The sequence below is a fragment of the Bacillus sp. D386 genome, from assembly GCF_006346415.1.
In genome coordinates this window covers 300,515-318,644 of sequence record NZ_VEMV01000002.1, presented here as the reverse complement: position 1 = coordinate 318,644, position 18,130 = coordinate 300,515, and the positions used below count along the sequence as shown (strand labels likewise).

Genomic DNA, 18,130 nt, shown 5'->3' with positions numbered 1-18,130 from the left:
TAACAAGTTAATAGTAATACAGAAAAGCATTAATTCATGAAGGACGTGAATTAATGCTTTTTTTAGTTAGTTAGTCTGTCGCTTGTTCCATTCTTCTCTCAGTAAACCATATACATGTACATCATGGAATGACCCAAATCTGAAGATTTCATTTCGTAATGTACCCTCCTTACTAAAATAGCATTTTTCGTAAGAGCGGATAGCATTGGTATTAAAACTGAACACCTGAAGTTTGATTTTATGGATATGGATGTAATTAAAAACAAAAGAAATTAATGTATTCATAGCATCTGTGCCAAAGCCTTTATTGTGCCACTCGTTGCCAATGGATATCCCAACAAAACACGTGCTATTCTTCCAGTTAATTGCGAATACACCACATGATCCAATAAGTTCATTTGATTCTTTCTCAAAAATACCAAACATAAACTATTCTTTTTTCCCACTAATCGTTTTGAAAAAATTTGTGTGATCTTCAGCTGTTAATGGAAATGGAATATCATCATTTGCAAGTAATAGTGTACTATTTTCATTTTCAATTTCAGCAAAGCGCTCAAAATGATGTGGTTCCATTTGTTTCAATAAAACTGTTTTACCTGATAAATAGTTATCAAAAAATTGTTTCATGTTTTTCTCCCTTTAATAAGGGGTGCAGTCGGAGATACACTCCCTCAGATTATTTGTTGGTTAACAAAACATCTACTGCCATATGCGCGGTCATATCCACAACTCCTGTTTATTAATAGTATAACTATATCCCAAAACCAAATATTTGAAAATTACAAATAGTATTTAAAAGGATTCTCGCTTGTTTAATTACTTAGGATGAGTAACCTTTAGGGTCGATATCTCTGAAAGTAGTTTCAATGAACAAAATGAAGAAAAAGCAGTGGGGGGAAACTTGTCGTTGATTCACTAGGTAATCCTATTCAGGTGGCTTTATTATTTTTTCTATGTAATTGTCCTATTGCGCTATCTGTTTTTTTGCTATTCTCCAACAGTCTTTAAGTGGTACAGAAAATTCATTAAGAATGATAGAACATAAAGGCTTGTTAGCTCATTGACATTGTACGTCTTATACATCCAACACGTTTGTATTTTTCTTTGTAAGGGAATGAATGAAGAAGAGAACAGAGCGGGTGTACATGAATTAGGTTAAAGGAGTACGGTTTATGAATGATAAAATAAATATAGGAAAAGAAGCTATGTCAGTGTTTAAATCTGTCGTATTGGCAATTGTTATTGTGACTTTAATGCGTCAGTTTGTTTTTACGCCAACTACAGTGAGGGGAGAATCTATGCTTCCCAGTCTCGAGGATGGAAATCGGGTTATCTTAAGTAAAATGACAACGATTAACCGTTTTGATGAGGTCGTATTTCATGCAACAGATTCATCTGATAGTTATGTAAAACGTGTAATTGGTCTTCCAGGAGATACTGTTGAGATGAAGAATGATGTTCTATATATCAATGGAAAAGCGGTTGATGAACCTTATCTGGTGGAATTTAAGAAGGATTTACTAGAGAGGGAACGTCTGACTGAAGATTTTACATTGAAGAATTTGACAGGTAAACAAAAAGTTCCAAAGGGACAAATGTTTGTTCTTGGAGATAATCGCTTGTACAGTAAAGATAGCAGGATATTTGGTTTTGTGCCGATGGATCGAATTATTGGTGAAGTGAAACTGCGCATTTGGCCAATAAGTGATATTGGTTTTGCGAAGTAACATGAATAGTGTTGGAGGATGTTTGTCTGCCTTATATCAAAGAATACATTGGTATAACGCAGACAAACATTTTTTTGGAGACATATGTGATTGATTTAGGGATTGTTTAGAAAGACAAATGCTCTTAAGTAATAGGAAGAACCAAAAAAATTGTATATATGCCTGTACAGGTATTTTTATCTGCATGTTTATCCCAAAAAAGGCTATTTTACACTTCATATTGAGAAATTTGCCCAAAACCATTATACTAAATGAATGTGACAAAGATAGTTTTAAAAATGATTGCAATACAGTTTGTAATTGTTATTTTTGAGTTTAGTGCTTTTATAATTGTGTTTATGAGTGGTTTGGTCTATTTAATAATATATATAGATTTAATCAATAAGTGTGGATACATGGAAGGGGATTTATATGAACGAGCAGCAACGATTGGATACAACGACCGCTGTTAAAAATGACAAAAAGCAAGAGAAAGATTATAGCAAGTATTTTGAAACGGTTTACATGCCACCATCCTTAAAAGATGCTAAGAAACGCGGAAAAGAAGCGATTAATTATCATAAGGATTTTAATATTAATGAACAATTCCGTGGTATGGGTGAAGGACGCAAGTTTTATATCCGTACGTACGGTTGCCAAATGAATGAGCATGATACTGAAGTTATGTCCGGTATCTTTTTAGCTCTTGGATATGAACCAACTGACAGCGTGGAGGATGCCAATGTAATTTTATTGAATACATGTGCCATTCGAGAAAATGCTGAAAATAAAGTGTTCGGTGAACTTGGCCATTTAAAAGCATTGAGAAAAAATAAGCCTGATTTATTGCTTGGTGTATGTGGATGTATGTCACAGGAAGAATCTGTTGTGAATAAAATTTTACAAAAGCATGCCTTTGTAGATATGATATTTGGAACACATAATATCCATCGTTTACCGGAAATACTGATGGAAGCATATATGTCCAAAGAAATGGTTATTGAGGTTTGGTCCAAGGAAGGGGATATTATTGAGAACCTTCCAAAAGTAAGAAAAGGAAACATCAAGGCTTGGGTTAATATTATGTATGGCTGTGATAAGTTCTGTACGTACTGTATTGTTCCATTTACACGTGGAAAGGAACGGAGCCGCAGACCTGAAGATATCATTCAGGAGGTTCGTCAGCTGGCTGCTCAAGGATATCAGGAAATCACATTGCTTGGGCAAAATGTAAATGCATACGGTAAGGACTTTGAAGATATCGACTATCGTCTAGGCGATTTAATGGAAGAAATTCGTAAAATCGATATCCCGCGTGTGCGCTTCACGACAAGTCACCCTCGTGATTTTGATGATCATTTGATTGAAGTTCTGGCTAAGGGCGGAAACATGATGGATCATATCCATTTGCCTGTTCAATCCGGTAATAATGATGTCTTAAAAATCATGGCTCGTAAATACACTCGTGAACAATACTTGGAATTGGTTCGTAAAATCAAGGAAGCAATCCCTAACGTCACACTGACAACTGATATTATAGTTGGCTATCCGAATGAAACGGACGAACAGTTTGAAGAAACGATGTCTCTTTATCAAGAAGTTGGATATGACTTGGCTTATACATTTATTTATTCTCCGCGTGAAGGTACACCAGCCGCAAAAATGAAGGATAATGTTCCGATGGAAGTCAAAAAAGAGCGTCTTCAACGCTTGAATGCACTGGTAAACGAAACAGCCAACAAAAAGAATCAATTATATAAAGGCCAAATTCTCGATGTTTTAGTTGAAGGGGAAAGTAAAAATAATCCGGATGTACTGGCGGGTTATACAACTAAAAATAAATTGGTTAACTTTAGAGCTCCAAAATCTGTTATCGGTAAAATTGTAAAAGTAAAAATTACAAATGCTAAAACATGGTCACTTGATGGTGAGTATGTGGAAGAAACAAATGAGGTAGAGGTGGGAGTTTAAAAATGGGGAACTACACGAAAGAACAAATTATTGACAAAGCAAAAGACTTGGCTAAAATGATCTCAACGACTAATGAAGTTGATTTCTTTAAACGAGCGGAAGCACAAATCAATGAAAATAAAAATGTAGCTGAGTTAATGTCAGTAATCAAGGGGTTACAAAAGCAATCGGTCAACTTCCAACATTATGGAAAGACAGAAGCCTTTAAAAAGACAGAGGAAAAATTAGCGAAGGTAGAACGTGAATTGGATGAAATTCCGATTGTCCAGGAATTCAAACAATCGCAGATGGAAGTTAATGATCTTCTGCAGATGGTAGCTAATGTCATCTCAAATACAGTGACAGATGAAATCATTAAAGCAACTAATGGTGATTTGTTACGTGGGGAAACTGGCTCAAAAGTAAAAAATAATTCTCACAGCCATAGCTGCTAATTTTAGAAAGCCATACATTACTCCTTTATTAAAAAGGTGTGATGTGTGGCTTTTTTACTTATTTAATAATATGGATTCATTTACACATACTAAGCAAAAAGGAAGATGTAATTTGTCTTCCATTCAAAGGACAGTCAGGATGCTGAAAAAAATAATTATATATTTCATTAACGGTCTTTTACTGTTTAGTACCTTTATAGGCTTGCTTTTAGTATGGGTGAATTATGATATTAAAGCGGGAAGAGAAGCGGCGGAAGCAGGTAGCCAACCTCATACCTATCCAATTCGTAACAGTAATTTTGGATTGTACACGGATTGGAAAACTTTTTATCCTCAGTTTTCAAAAGATATTTTAGAGGCTAAGGAATATGTGTATATTCATTATTTTTCAATTGGTAGCGGTGAAGCAAGCGAAGCATTTTTCGATTTATTGAAGAAAAAGGCGAATCAAGGAGTCGAAGTTTATTATTCGGTAGACCGAGCAGGCTCTTTAAAGGGTAAGAATGATTGGTTTGATGAACTGAGAAAAGCAGGGGTGCATATAACCTATAGCAATGATCCTCATTTTCCTCATATTTGGTACTCCATCCAGCATAGAAATCATCGTCGAATAGCTGTGATAGATGGGAAAATCGGATACACAGGCGGACTTAATGTAGCACAAAAATATACAAAGAATACATGGCATGATTATCAGATCCGTATGACAGGTGAGGGTGTTCAGGACTTTGAACAACAATTTTGCGAGGATTGGAAGGTAAATACAGGTAACTCTGCACCCATACATAAGGTTGACTTGGAAAAAGGAGAAACCAATCATTATTTGAAGGTATATTCAAGTGGATTTGGCTTGGTTGAGGATTTTATTCAAGAATTCGATGCGGCAAAAAAACAAATTATCATTGCGACCCCCTATTTTATTCCAGATAATCGTGATTTTATGGATGCTTTAAAACGGGCAAGAAAACGTGATGTGGAGGTTATCATCATGTGGCCCAAACATTCAGATGGATTAATGTTAACCCAGGCTGCGTATCCTTTTGTCAGAGAAGCACTCGAAAACGGAATGAAGGTATACCAATATGATAAAGGAATTTTCCATGGGAAGGTTGTCCTGGTAGATCATGAAAGATTAATGATTGGAACAGTCAACATCGATTCACGTTCATTTAGGTTGAATGATGAAATGACTTTATTTATGAAATCATCACCATTTAGTCAAACGGTTCAAAAACAATTAGATGTAGATCTCGGGGATTCAAAGGAAATTAAATTAGATTATTTTGATAACCTTAAAATGAAAGATAAAATACTGATGAAAATTGCCAAATACGTACATTATTATCTATAATAGAAGTAACTTCTAAGAAACGGATCATTGTAATGATCCGTTTTTTTTTAGGACTTTGGAAAGGAGAAATAAGAATGCCAAAAATAAAATGGGGTATTTTAAGTACGGCAGATATTGGGCAAACTCAAGTGATTCCCGCCATTAAACGTTCTGTCCATGGAGAGGCAACAGCGATTGCCAGCCAAAGTCAAAAGGCTAAAGATGTGGCTGCAAGCTTGGAGATTCCGAGGACATATGATTCATACGAAGAATTATTAGCGGATCCTGAAATACAAGCTGTTTATATTCCATTACCAAATCATTTGCATGCAAAATGGACAATGGAAGCAGCAAAAGCTGGTAAACATGTGTTGGTTGAGAAGCCAGCTGCTTTGACAGAGGCAGAAACAATTGAAATGATGAATGCGTGTGAGCGTTATGGTGTGAAAATGATGGAAGCGTTCATGTACCAATTTCATGCCCAACATAAACGTGTAAAAGATATTATTAAAACGGGAGAAATAGGCGAGGTAAAGTATATGTATGCCAGTCATTCGTTTTTATTAAGTGATGATGAGGATAATATTCGTTTATCTTCGGAAAAAGGGGGAGGGGCCCTATATGACGTTGGCTGTTATAATATCCATGCTATCAGGCATATTTTAGGAGCTGAACCAATAGAAATAATGGGCTTTGCAGATCTGAATAATCCTTATGATGTAGACTTAACTACCACAGCGCATATGACGATGGATAATGGTGTGCGAGCGATGTTTGATTGCAGTTTTGAAATGACTAATCGAAATGAATACCGCGTGGTTGGCACTCTAGGAGAGATTATATGCAGAAATGCTTATCGTCCAGATCTTGTTGGACATCAAGGGGAATTATTGGTTAAAAGCGGAGGGGAGACCCGAAAAGAAGTGATTATGTGTGATCAATATATGATGCAAGTGGATCATTTTGCAGAATGTATACTTAACGATCAAACCCCAGCATATACGCCATTGGATACCGTGCAAAATATGAAAATAATTGAAGCTTGTTATAAATCAATCAAAGATCAAAGTATTGTTAAGTTGTAACTTTTAATTGAGGTCTGTTAAGTGCGAAACATAAGTTTTTTCTGTGAGTATATGAAAGAAGAGTTTAGACAGATCAACATTGATTATACTTACTATATACTGCCAGACGAGCAAAATTTCCAGTTTGTGTATCCAGTTGTGGAAGAGCTGGTTATGTAAAAAACAAAGAAGTGGAAAGAGGCATTCAGGATCTTGGATGCCTCTTTAAGTTTTCAAACCAATGATTAAGGCTAAATGGCAACCCAGTGTCCGGCAGACACTTCCACTAGTTTTGTGTTTTCAACATTATACTCTCTTTTCTCTGTTTTAATTGATCCATCATTTTTTCTTTTTTGTGTTTCAATCTTTGGATCCGGGATAGGGATCGAGGCCAATAACGATTTTGTGTAATCATGCTGAGGGTTAGAATATAATTCTTCACTTTCGGCCAACTCTACTATTTTTCCTTTATACATGACGGCTACCCTATCGCTAATGTGTTTAACCATGGAAAGATCATGAGCGATGAACAGGTAGGTGAGACCGAGCCGTTGTTGCAAATCTTCCATCAATTCAACGATCTGTGCTTGGATGGAGACATCGAGGGCTGATAATGGCTCGTCACACACGATGAAGGCAGGGTCGACTGCTAATGCCCTGGCGATACCGATTCGTTGTCTTTGCCCTCCAGAGAATTCATGCGGATATCTCATCGCGAATGCAAGATCCAAACCAACCATATCAAGCAAAGTCTCAACCCGTTTCTTTCGATTTGATTTATTGGTGGCGAGATGATGGACATCCAGTGCTTCACCTATGATATCCAATACCCGCATCCTTGGATTGAGAGAAGCATAAGGATCTTGAAAGATCATTTGCATATGACGCCGCATGATGAGCATTTCATTAGGAGAAAAGTCGTTTAGCGCCATACCTTTAAAAAGAATATCCCCTCCGGTAGGGGTATGTAATTGAAGGATTGAGCGTCCGGTAGTGGATTTACCGCTTCCTGATTCGCCGACGATTCCTAATGTTTCCCCAGCTTTAATACTGAAAGAAATATCATCTACTGCTTTTATTGTATTGCCTTTGCCAATATCGAAGTATTGCTTAAGATTGCGCACTTCCAGCAACGGGACATCTTCAGTATTTCTGATTATATTAGGTACCGGTTTCAATTTCTTCTTTTCATTTAGTTTCGGAAGTGCATGAAGTAACTTCTTTGTATAAGGGTGAGTGGGTGAGGTAAAGATTTTCTCTGTCGAACCAGTCTCTACAATTTCCCCGTTTTGCATGACGGCTACTCGGTCGCACATTCCAGCTACTACACCAAAGTCATGCGTGATTAAAATGATTGAAGTTCCGAACTTTTCTTGCATCTTCTTCATTAGATTAAGGATTTGCGCCTGAATGGTGACGTCAAGAGCAGTTGTAGGTTCATCTGCTATTAGCAAAGACGGTCGGCATGCCAATGCTATTGCAATCATTACCCGCTGTCTCATTCCCCCAGAAAATTCATGAGGATACTGTTCATAGCGAATTTCGCTGTCCTTAATACCGACCAATTCCAACATATCGAGCGCTTGGTTTTTGGCTTGTTTATCGGATAGATTTTCGTGTTTTATTAATCCTTCTGCAATCTGATCTCCGATTTTCATGGTCGGATTCAAAGATGTCATTGGATCTTGGAATATCATTCCGATATCGCGTCCACGAATGACCTCCATTTCTTTTTCTGAGTATTTCCCAATATCTTTTCCGTTAAAGAGAACCGTTCCGTTCTTTCGTCTGGCGCTCACTGGTAACAGCTGCATGATTGAACGTGCAGTGACGCTTTTACCACTGCCTGATTCACCGACAATTCCTAAGGTTTCTCCTTTATTAAGTGAAAAGCTGATATTTTGTACAGCTTGAAATTCCTGTTCTTCTTGTTCAAAAGATACCGATAAGTGTTGCACTTGCAATAATGAATTCATCAAAAGACACCTGCCAAATCATCATATTGGTCCAAAAAAGACTAATGGATATATTTCCTCGTACTGTTGACTTTTACCAATTGCTAAAATAAAATATACTATACCACTCGGAAAAGTGCAATTATTCTTAAATCTTTTGTTTATACGAATGATTATATGTATTCGGCTAAACGCTGAAGGAAAAAAGGAGGGGATATTATTGATTAATGAGCAGGAGTGGAAGGGGAACCATTCTTTTGTACAGAGGATAGATCAAATTTTTAGGAAAATGATGGCTAACTCTGCATATAAAAGTTTCCTCCTGATTTTGGGGGCTCCGCTCTTTTTAATTGTTATGTTTTATTATCTTTTCAAAAGAAACAAAGGTAGTTATACAGCTGCAGAAGCAGAGCTAAAGCAATCCCTTATCGATTCTGGCCATTTCACTGCTTTTAAGAAGGACTATCAGGATCAGCTTAGAAAAAAGCGGGATTTCTTTGACAAGAAAGTAGACGATAAGGAGATTGAGCAAAAAGCAACCCAACTTGCCGAGCATCGATTAAATGTCTATATATCAGAGTTAATGGTCTCTTCGACTCGCGATGATAGTGAACCGTGGAAAGGGAAGATGCAGTTCGAGGATGTATTTTCTGTATTGCTCCGCGAAAGGTGGTTCTTCTTCATTTCCTTCATTGCTGGTTTTTTTATGTACATATTGATGTTTATCTTTAGTTACCCTTATGTAAAATACGTGATGGAACGTTTAATCATGACTATTTTCGTTGTTTTGGGTGTAAGTATACTTGTCTTTACGATTTTGTATATTTCACCGTTCAATCCTGCTGCTAACATATTGGGAGAAACGGCAACGAAGGAGCAGATTGCCGCATTCAATACTTTGCATGGATTGGATCAGCCCTACTTTATTCAATTACGAGACACCATAATCGGAATCTTCACTTTTGATCTAGGTAGTTCTTTTGCTGGAAATGAAGACGTGATATCTTCCATTATGCGTAAGTTTCCAATTACATTGACGATCGCCGTCTTTTCTTTATTGCTCGCAGTACTGGTCGCATTACCAACCGGAATCATTTCGGCTATCAGAAGGAATACAATCTTTGATCATTCTTTTATGTTAATTGCCTTGCTTGGACTATCAATTCCGAGTTTCTGGCAAGGGCTGATCTTCATATTGGGCTTCTCGGTTCATTTAGAATGGCTACCTGCAACGTATCGTGCTAACAATTGGCTTTCGCTAATCATGCCTGTCGTGGTACTTGGAACAGGACTGACAGCTGCAGTTGCCAGAATGACCAGGTCATCGACACTTGAAGTCATACATGAAGATTATATGTTGACGGCAAGGGCAAAAGGTTTAAGTGGAAAAAGAGTTGTCATGAGACATGCAGTACCAAATGCTCTTATCCCAATTATTACGGTGATAGGACTACAATTTGGAGGAATGCTCGGAGGGGCAGCAGTCACAGAAAAAGTGTTTAATATCAGCGGTCTGGGCAGTTATATTGTCGATAAACAATTTATACCGGATGTGCCGGCAGTAATGGGCGCTGTCATCTATACAGCCATTATCATTTCTATTGTTAATATGTTCATCGATATCTTGTATGCATTCTTTGATCCGCGGATTCGGCATAAGATGAAACAATACTAAAGCAGGTGTATGAAATGAATAGTTTAAAAGCTTCACAGGAATATAGACAGGCGAAGTTCGCTTTAGGTATTTCTTTGATACTTACAATCATTTTTCTGCTAAATGTCTATGATTTCAAAAGTATGGAAAGTAGAGGATTTTTCTTATGGATGTTTGGGATTTATACCTGCTTTACTGCCATACAGGGCATTTTGCTGAGGAGAATGAAAATAGACTTACTGGAAAAAGGAGATATTTCGATTATTACCAGGAGGTTGGGGATTATTCAACTGGCAAGTCTATTCAGCGGGAATGTCTTTTTGACAGCAGCTGCGTTGATCTTGATTAAAAAGAAGAAAAATTTCTATTACTCTCTTGGAATTTATATGCTATTGGTTGATTGCTTTGTAATAGGTGTTTCTGCCCTTAATTTGTTTAAACCGTATGTGTCAAACAGTTTTATGACAGGAATGGCTACCTTGATTGCGATAACATTGTTCCATCTGTTAGGTGTTTTGTTGCTCCTGAAAGGGAGACTGCATAAGAAGGCATCCATCGTTGTCGCTATTTTCTTTCTGTTGAGCACCCTTACCGGAAATCTGTTTTCTCTAGTGTTTGGAATAACGATCCTACTAAGGGCTAGAAATCTGCAGTATGGTGTTAAGACAGAGTGGGAATCAATATGGGAAAGGTTATCAAAGCATTTTGCAGCGATGCTGAGTTTGTTTTTTATCATCTTTCTGTTCATGATTTCAGTGTGCAGTATGTTTACTTTTGAAATGAGTCTTGCAATCGAAAATAATTACGGAGCAATCTTGCAATCTCCGAGTCTCGTTTATCCATTCGGTACGGATAATTTCGGCAGGGACGTTTTTTCCAGGCTTGTATTCGGTGCTAGAATATCACTCATTGTTGGTTTCCTGGCTACCCTTATTCCTGTATTGATCGGAGGATTCCTAGGTGCCATCTCAGGCTATTATGGCAGACATACTGATAATATCATCATGCGGCTTTTAGATATTTTATATGCTATCCCAGGTATTTTGCTGGCGATTACAATCATTGCTGCCTTTGGAGCTAATACTGTTAATTTGATTATCGCCTTAAGCGTAGGGGCTATTCCTACATATGCCAGGACGATGCGCGCTAATGTGCTCCAGGTTTCTAATTATGAATTTGTAGAGGCTTCGAGGGCTCTTGGAGTAAAGGATCGTGCCATCATTTTCAAACATATCATCCCTAACTCCATGGCTCCTATGATCGTGAAATCCACTTTAACAATAGGTGCAGCTGTCATATCGACAAGCAGCTTAAGTTATCTTGGACTTGGGGTTGAACCACATATACCAGAATGGGGAAATATTTTGCGAATTGGAAGCGCCTACTTGGAATCTAATCCTTATCTTGCTATTTTTCCTGGAGTAGCAATCGTTTTGCTTGTGTTGTCATTCAATTTTCTTGGGGATGGTCTGAGGGATGCACTTGATCCTAAGCTTGATCGATCATCCTGATTATGAAAAGAAGCTTTATCAAATATGAATCATTTGGGGGAGTTATTTTGAAGATAAAAGGATTTATGCCGTTATTGCTTGTATTCTTATTGGTTCTTAGCGCATGCACAGTCCAAACAAAAGATGATGTAAGTAATAAAGTTAATGATGGTGAAAAAAAGGAAGCTATTGAGATTGAAATATTGAGTACGAGTGCCAACGAGTCAGATGTAAATATTCTTCGTGATCAACTTACGAAAAATGGATTTGAAGTCAAATTGAATCTTCAACCGGATTTCGGAAGCTTTAAAGCACAGGAAGATGCAGGCAATTTCGATGTGTCTATGTCGAGTTGGACCACAGTTACGGGTAATCCGGATTATGCGGTGCGATCGTTGTTTATAACAGGAGGGGATTATAGCATTATATCAGATCCTAAATTGGATAAATTGATTAATAAAGCATCTACTCAAACTCCAGAAGAATATAAAGGAACCTACAAAGAGTTAGAAGACCACCTTGTATTTGAAAAGGCTTATATTGCTCCTTTGTATATATCCAACAAAAATCAAGCGGTTAATACAGATATATTAAAGGAAAAATCCGTACGTTTGTCGAAGTCGCGGGCCTTGGCGTGGGATTCAATTGATTTTGCCGATACTACAAAGCGTGATAAGGAACCTTTGAAATTGACACAGTCGATGTCTACGCTAACTTCTCTTGATCCAATCAAAGGGAATGATGGTTCCATCAACCAATTGAATACGAATATGTATATACGTTTGGTGAATTTGACTGACGATGATAAAATCACCTCGGATGCATCCTTATCGTTGAATCATGCCATTGCTGAAGGAAATACGGAATATTATTTTGTACTCAGAAATGACATTCGGTTTGCTAAAGTAGAAAATAAAAAGGCAGTTGACTCAGGTGAAAGAGTCGGAGCAGAAGATGTCATATTTTCCTTGAATCGTGCGAAAGACAAAGATTCCGTACCGGACCACAGAACATACAGCTTGCATGAGCATATCAAGAAAGTAGAAATCGTTGAGGACGTGGCGAGCCTTGAATCAGTGAAGCTTTCCAATGAGAAAGGCACCGTAAAGGACGCTCTTAATAAAGATCTGGAAAGTGAAATAACGGGACTAGTCAAAGTAAAAGAGGATGCCGATCAAAAAAATGGGATGTATCAAGTCGTAAAAATGACAACAACTGAGCCATTCCCACAGGTGTTGAATTATCTGGCCCACCAATCTGCAGGAATTGTTTCGAAAAAACAAGTTGAAAGCATCAATACTTATGATGTAGCTTCTTTCGATGTCAAGAAAGATATCCCTTATGGAGATCAAAGTACGGTAACCGAGGGCAGCCAATATAATAACACGTTATATACAAGCGGACCTTATATAATGCTGTACAAAAATGACTATGAAGCTGTATTCCAAAAGAACCCTGCTTATATGGAAGGGGGAGAATACGAACCATATATTAATAGAGTTTCCGTACGATTTATCAAAGACCCTGATAGCGCATTTAGTGCACTACGAAGCAGTGAAATCGACATGCTATCCGGTGTACCAGAAACAAAGTTTGATATTCTTAAGGAAGACAGCAAGATGAAACTACAAAGCATCCAGAGTAATGCCGTTTCTTACTTGTTATTTAACACGAAAAATCGTGATGTTGCACAAAGTGAGAACTTAAGAAAGGCAGTTCTTTATTCCATTAATCAGGATGAGTTCATTCAATTCTATAAAGGCGATAAAGCAAAGGCTATTTCAACCGTCAGCCCGCTTGTTGATACAGGTAACGAATTATCCCCTGATGCTGAAAAAGTCAAAAAAGCTTTAGAAGCCTATCGCTCTGAAAAGTAAATAGAAACAAAAAAAGAATCCCGAAAAGGATTCTTTTTTGTTCAGTATGACTGATTAAGAATATATTCTGTATATACAAAATACGAAACTGGGAAAGGAAAACAAACTGATTTTCTATCGCCGGGTTCAATTATGGTATTGATTAGTTATAGGTATTTATAATTTACCAGCCTCTCGAAGCCCCGCCGCCGCCAGATGAACCGCCACCGCCGCCGCGATTTCCACCTCCACGACCTCCGCCGTTCCTTGAAAATGCAGACAGAATGTGAAGAAGCATATAAGTAAATGTACCACCAAAGAAAGTCATATCAATAATGATAAATGTAACAAGTGCAGCTCCTATTAATAGTTTTTTCCAGGTCGCCATACCGCCTTCATTATTTACTTCGGAGACATAAGCTTTCGAATCGGTTGATTCATTTAGTTGATATTCCTGAGAGACGACATTAAATAATTCCTTATACGTATTGATGACAGCCTCGTTAGGTTGGTTAGATTGCATATATGGAATAGTATACGTGTCCAATATTCTGCCAACCTTTCCATCAGGCAATGCCCCTTCAAGACCGTATCCAACTTCAATACGGGCTTTTCTATCCTTATTCGCTATTAATAAAAGGACACCATTATTAAGTTCCTTATCACCTAGCTCATATGTACGGAAGGCATCCAGTGCGTATTCTTCAGGTGTTTGATTATCTAAAGTATTTACGGTTAACACAGCAATTTGGGCTTTTGTTTGATCTTCCAATGTACGACCTAACTGAATCAACTGTTGTTTCTCACTGTCATCTAATAGATTGGCGAAATCCTGAACGTAAATATCCCCTTGTGGTTTGGGAACAGCTGCGGACACTGGACTTCCAATCAAGCTGACCAATAAGAATAAGAAAGTCGCCATTGAGTGGAGAATTCTTTTAAACATCATTCAGTTCCATTAAAATCTACTGTCGGTGCCTGCTCTGCGCCATCAGCAGCTTTAAAATATTCCTTGCTATCAAAATTAAATAATCCGGCAATCAAGGCACCGGGAAATTGCTTCACTTTTTTATTATAAGTGGATACTTCCGTATTATAATCCTGTCTTGCTACAGCAATCCGATTTTCAGTACCGGCCAGTTCATCCATTAATTGCTGGAAACTTTGATTGGCCTTCAGATCAGGATAGTTTTCAACAACAACTAATAGTCGATTTAATGCACCTGTAAGTTCATCATTGGCCGTTGCTTGTTCCTGCGGTGTATTAGCACCGGCAAGATTTGCACGAGCAGTTGAGACATCATTTATAACGGCTTCTTCATGCTCGGCATACCCTTTAACGGTATTAACTAAATTAGGAATTAAGTCCATCCTTCTTTGTAATTGGTTGTCGATCTGGGAATAAGCTTTATCGACATTCTCTTCTGCGTTCACAAAGCCATTATAACTCGAAGCAAACATAGCGATTATAATGCCAATAACCACAACCCCAGCAAGTAATATGATTGATCCTCTTTTCAATATTTTTGCACTCCTTTCTTACACTATATAACGTTTGATGGGTGAAAAAGTTTCATTAATCATCATACCCCTAAATATAAAAAAGCAATCTTAGTTGAAAGGCTTCATTTCCTAATTATAATGGGGTTTACCTAATAAAAAGAATGTTTTAATTAATATTCTTGCCAAATTGTCAGGTTAGTATAGTAAAGAGAAATGTTAAAGAGAGGTCAGTCTAAATCAGATAATAATTTGCAAGCAAGTTGAAGCCAATTGAATAAAATGCGACAGAGTACTGTCGGCCATTTATTATCTAAACAGTATAGGAAGAGTTTTGTTGAACTATTCTCCAAGTTCTAGGTGATAACCTGGCTATTGTATTAAATGGTTAAAGGGTTGTGAATTGAGGAATATATTGACTATCTTATTCTTGGAAGGGGTTGTTTATGATTAGACGGGAGTTAAATACTCTTGTCTTTATCTTAATTGTGGTTATTAATGCTTTGGCTAACTTGCTGCCAATCAACGGTCAGACGACAGGAGAAATATCAAATCGAATTGATGTATTAATCACACGTGCAGGTTACGCATTTTCTATCTGGTCTTTAATATTTTAATAGGTATATGGATTATTCGACAGTATCCAGGGGAGCGTCGAGGATTGCCTGTTTATACAAATACTAGCATTATATTTATGTTAAGCGGGCTATTGAACTGTACGTGGATCCTGACCTGGCATTATGAATATTTCATAGCTAGTCTTGCTGTTATGTTTACCTATTTAATCAGTTTGATCATCTTGTATAGGCGAATGAAAAATAGCAATCCTGGCTTATTAGACATCGCACCATTTTCAATCAATCTTGGATGGATTAGTGTTGCGACAATTGTTAATGTAGCTTATGTATTGAAAGAATATGGGTGGGACGGCTTTGGTTTATCCGGTGAGATATGGACAGCTATTATGCTTGTGGTTGGTACAGGACTGGCGATTATCTTTAAATTTAAGGAATCGAATTATTGATATCCCTTTGTCTTTGTTTGGGCATACAATGCGATTGGAATTCGTAATCAGGAGACTTCAGAGGGCATTGCCTACATATGGCATATGGGTTGGCTGTTATCATCTTTATTGCATCATGTATCCCGGTAAACAAACAAAAACAAACATATAATCACAACGTAAGGTAGATAAATAGTTAATGTTAAAGAGGCTGGGACAAATAAAACGAAATAAAGACAATAGAGCTCAGCATAATCCTCCTTCAAATATACCGATCAGAATGCTAGTTTATAAATTTGAAAGGGATATGAAGGGTATACATAAAAGAAAGTTTGGAGAATTATTCCGTGATTGGCTGAACCGGATTCATTTAAATAATGATGAGCTGAATCGTCAATTAAGCGAAATATATGAAAGATCTCGTTATGGGGAAGAGGATATTCCGAAAAACGATGTAAAGGTATTTAAAGAGATGCTTAAGCAAATTAAGAAACAATTGGATAAATCAGCTGAATAATTGGATATAAATAGATATGATAAGCACCGACTGGATAATAAATAACAAAAATATATTATAGCACGTGCAATAATGAATTAAATTTATAGCAATGTAATAATACAGCTGCCCACAGATATTCTTCTAGAAGGATAAAAATTTCATGATTATTAGTTAGATAAATAAGTAAAAGGGCTTATCTTCCTTAAATATTAAAATGACTTTGGGCATCTTTTCATATCCGTAGGTAACGATTTATACTAAAAATATAAATTAGTCAGAATATTTGGTATTATGGAATTGGAAAAACTCTAAAGCAGGGAGGATGAAAGATTTGTTGATTCATTCACACGAAAAGAGTTTACATAAAAATAGAAGCAGGATAAGTACACAGGTACCCTATATGGATAATCCGGATCAAAAACTTGATGTTTTATTAAATGTAGCCGGGAATGTACTTTTGGTTCAAGGTTATCTGATGGAATTTGAGAAGATGATTCAATTATCTAAAGATGCAAAAAGGATAAAGAGACAGTACATAAAAATTATGAATTATATTAATGCGGAATTGCATGAAGATTATCGGGAATATTATTCAGAACGTGCCCAAACTTTATATGCTGAGTATATGAGATCATCTAAAAAAAGAAACTTTGGAGGAATCCATATACTTCATAGATACATACCACAGCGTAAATCCATCTATTAATAACTAATCATATTATTTTTCTGATCTTTATAAGAGCCTCATTTCCTTTTTAGGGAATGAGGCTCTTAGTTTATTTTACAATACTAGGAATACTTAGGAAAAAAGTATATACTTCGACAAAACTTGTTATTATACTAGGACTATAGACTTGTTTTACCAAAAATTACAAATAGGTAAAGTGTATAAAACTTTTCAATAATCCAGTAACGAAGGGTAAGAAGTGATGTGGAATGTATGAGTAAAATAAATATTCTTATAGGAGAGAGTCAGGCCATTATTCGTGATGGATTATTTATGATTTTGAAGGATGAACATGACTTTGAAATGACAGGTTGTGCTGGAGATACTGATAGTCTTATAAAAATGATGTCTGAGCAAAAACCAGATGTAATACTCCTTGATAGCAATCTTCCTCCAAATGGAGGGAATGAAGCCTTAGCAATCATTAAAAATGCCTATCCTTCTAGTCAAGTAATCATGCTTGCAGCGGATACAAATGAAGATGAAATCATCGATAGTATCAAAAAGGGAACAACCGGGTATATTTTAAAAAATGTGGAAACGAAGCATCTTCTTTATTCAATTAGGCAATGCGTGAATGGGCATATCGTACTGCCCTCTATTATTCAAAAGAATTTAATTATGTATTTACAAAATGAACCATCATCGCCAATACCAATTAAACTGGAGAAACAGGGAATTAACCTGAACGATCGGGAACATGACATTATTAAACTGTTGTCAGAAGGGCATACAAATGAACAAATAGCCCACTATTTATTCTTATCTAATGGTACAGTTAAGAATTATGTAAGTCAGCTATACAGAAAGTTTAAAGTAAATAACCGTTCAGAATTGATGGCTTATATATATTCTTTAGTGAATTAAATAAATAGGAATGAAATAGTCGATTGAACTTCACCCAAGAATGGTCGATAAATAGAGTGGGATTCTTTTTAATA

18 protein-coding genes are annotated in these 18,130 nt (G+C 36.7%); 13 read left to right on the top strand and 5 right to left on the bottom strand.

Going from position 1 to position 18,130, the window contains the following annotated elements; translation table 11 throughout:
• Window positions 1-66: 66 nt before the first annotated feature.
• Both FHY45_RS20880 and FHY45_RS20875 read right to left on the bottom strand, forming a co-directional pair.
• On the bottom strand, window positions 67-426 hold the full coding sequence (locus FHY45_RS20880) for a GNAT family N-acetyltransferase (RefSeq protein WP_257468942.1): 360 nt from the start codon (window positions 424-426) through the stop codon (window positions 67-69).
• Between the two features lie 3 nt (window positions 427-429).
• Window positions 430-627, bottom strand: coding sequence for a hypothetical protein (locus FHY45_RS20875; protein WP_257468941.1), 198 nt, complete (start codon window positions 625-627; stop codon window positions 430-432).
• Between the two features lie 545 nt (window positions 628-1,172).
• Between FHY45_RS20875 and lepB the strand changes: the two genes are divergently transcribed.
• The 5 genes from lepB (at window position 1,173) to FHY45_RS06515 (ending at window position 6,526) form a co-directional block, all read left to right on the top strand.
• Entirely contained in the window at window positions 1,173-1,727 is a 555-nt protein-coding gene (lepB, locus tag FHY45_RS06535) for a signal peptidase I (RefSeq protein WP_139891209.1), read from the top strand.
• A 411-nt stretch (window positions 1,728-2,138) separates the two neighbouring features.
• Window positions 2,139-3,677: a tRNA (N6-isopentenyl adenosine(37)-C2)-methylthiotransferase MiaB gene (gene miaB / locus FHY45_RS06530; protein ID WP_139891208.1), complete on the top strand. Its 1,539-nt coding sequence runs from the start codon at window positions 2,139-2,141 to the stop codon at window positions 3,675-3,677.
• Window positions 3,678-3,679: 2 nt separating this feature from the next.
• Window positions 3,680-4,111 carry a YlbF/YmcA family competence regulator gene (locus FHY45_RS06525; RefSeq protein WP_066100229.1) on the top strand — a complete coding sequence of 144 codons (432 nt, stop codon included), beginning with the start codon at window positions 3,680-3,682 and terminating at the stop codon, window positions 4,109-4,111.
• A gap of 139 nt (window positions 4,112-4,250) precedes the next feature.
• Window positions 4,251-5,462 carry a phospholipase D-like domain-containing protein gene (locus FHY45_RS06520; RefSeq protein WP_180349911.1) on the top strand — a complete coding sequence of 404 codons (1,212 nt, stop codon included), beginning with the start codon at window positions 4,251-4,253 and terminating at the stop codon, window positions 5,460-5,462.
• A gap of 74 nt (window positions 5,463-5,536) precedes the next feature.
• Window positions 5,537-6,526: a Gfo/Idh/MocA family protein gene (locus tag FHY45_RS06515; RefSeq protein ID WP_066100226.1), complete on the top strand. Its 990-nt coding sequence runs from the start codon at window positions 5,537-5,539 to the stop codon at window positions 6,524-6,526.
• A 230-nt stretch (window positions 6,527-6,756) separates the two neighbouring features.
• On the opposite strand, the gene FHY45_RS06510 is transcribed toward FHY45_RS06515, so the two are convergent.
• On the bottom strand, window positions 6,757-8,481 hold the full coding sequence (locus FHY45_RS06510; protein ID WP_139891206.1) for an ABC transporter ATP-binding protein: 1,725 nt from the start codon (window positions 8,479-8,481) through the stop codon (window positions 6,757-6,759).
• 202 nt (window positions 8,482-8,683) lie between these two features.
• Between FHY45_RS06510 and FHY45_RS06505 the strand changes: the two genes are divergently transcribed.
• From FHY45_RS06505 to FHY45_RS06495, 3 genes are read left to right on the top strand one after another with little or no spacing between them, the layout of a single operon-like run.
• Entirely contained in the window at window positions 8,684-10,135 is a 1,452-nt protein-coding gene (locus FHY45_RS06505) for an ABC transporter permease (RefSeq protein WP_373925463.1), read from the top strand.
• Window positions 10,136-10,149: 14 nt separating this feature from the next.
• Window positions 10,150-11,625: an ABC transporter permease gene (locus FHY45_RS06500; RefSeq protein ID WP_139891205.1), complete on the top strand. Its 1,476-nt coding sequence runs from the start codon at window positions 10,150-10,152 to the stop codon at window positions 11,623-11,625.
• Window positions 11,626-11,672: 47 nt separating this feature from the next.
• Window positions 11,673-13,481, top strand: coding sequence for an ABC transporter substrate-binding protein (locus FHY45_RS06495; protein WP_373925451.1), 1,809 nt, complete (start codon window positions 11,673-11,675; stop codon window positions 13,479-13,481).
• Between the two features lie 163 nt (window positions 13,482-13,644).
• Here FHY45_RS06495 and FHY45_RS06490 read toward each other — a convergent pair whose 3' ends face one another.
• Entirely contained in the window at window positions 13,645-14,406 is a 762-nt protein-coding gene (locus FHY45_RS06490; RefSeq protein WP_066102243.1) for a TPM domain-containing protein, read from the bottom strand.
• A complete protein-coding gene (locus FHY45_RS06485) occupies window positions 14,406-14,921 on the bottom strand; it encodes a LemA family protein (protein WP_180349931.1) in 516 nt (171 codons plus the stop codon). Before FHY45_RS06485 ends, FHY45_RS06490 begins: the two co-directional genes overlap by 1 nt.
• A gap of 485 nt (window positions 14,922-15,406) precedes the next feature.
• Between FHY45_RS06485 and FHY45_RS20870 the strand changes: the two genes are divergently transcribed.
• The 5 genes from FHY45_RS20870 (at window position 15,407) to FHY45_RS06465 (ending at window position 18,056) form a co-directional block, all read left to right on the top strand.
• Window positions 15,407-15,577, top strand: a complete 171-nt coding sequence (locus FHY45_RS20870) for a hypothetical protein (RefSeq protein WP_225983674.1) — start codon at window positions 15,407-15,409, stop codon at window positions 15,575-15,577.
• 44 nt (window positions 15,578-15,621) lie between these two features.
• Window positions 15,622-15,984 (top strand): hypothetical protein, encoded by a 363-nt coding sequence (locus tag FHY45_RS20865; RefSeq protein ID WP_257468940.1) that lies wholly within the window; start codon window positions 15,622-15,624, stop codon window positions 15,982-15,984.
• Window positions 15,985-16,162: 178 nt separating this feature from the next.
• Window positions 16,163-16,480, top strand: coding sequence for a hypothetical protein (locus FHY45_RS06475; RefSeq protein ID WP_066100214.1), 318 nt, complete (start codon window positions 16,163-16,165; stop codon window positions 16,478-16,480).
• Between the two features lie 304 nt (window positions 16,481-16,784).
• The gene (locus tag FHY45_RS06470; protein WP_139891203.1) at window positions 16,785-17,168 is read left to right on the top strand and encodes a hypothetical protein; all 384 of its coding nucleotides are present in this window, start codon (window positions 16,785-16,787) and stop codon (window positions 17,166-17,168) included.
• A 234-nt stretch (window positions 17,169-17,402) separates the two neighbouring features.
• Window positions 17,403-18,056 (top strand): response regulator, encoded by a 654-nt coding sequence (locus tag FHY45_RS06465; protein WP_066100207.1) that lies wholly within the window; start codon window positions 17,403-17,405, stop codon window positions 18,054-18,056.
• The last annotated feature ends 74 nt before the right edge of the window (window positions 18,057-18,130 follow it).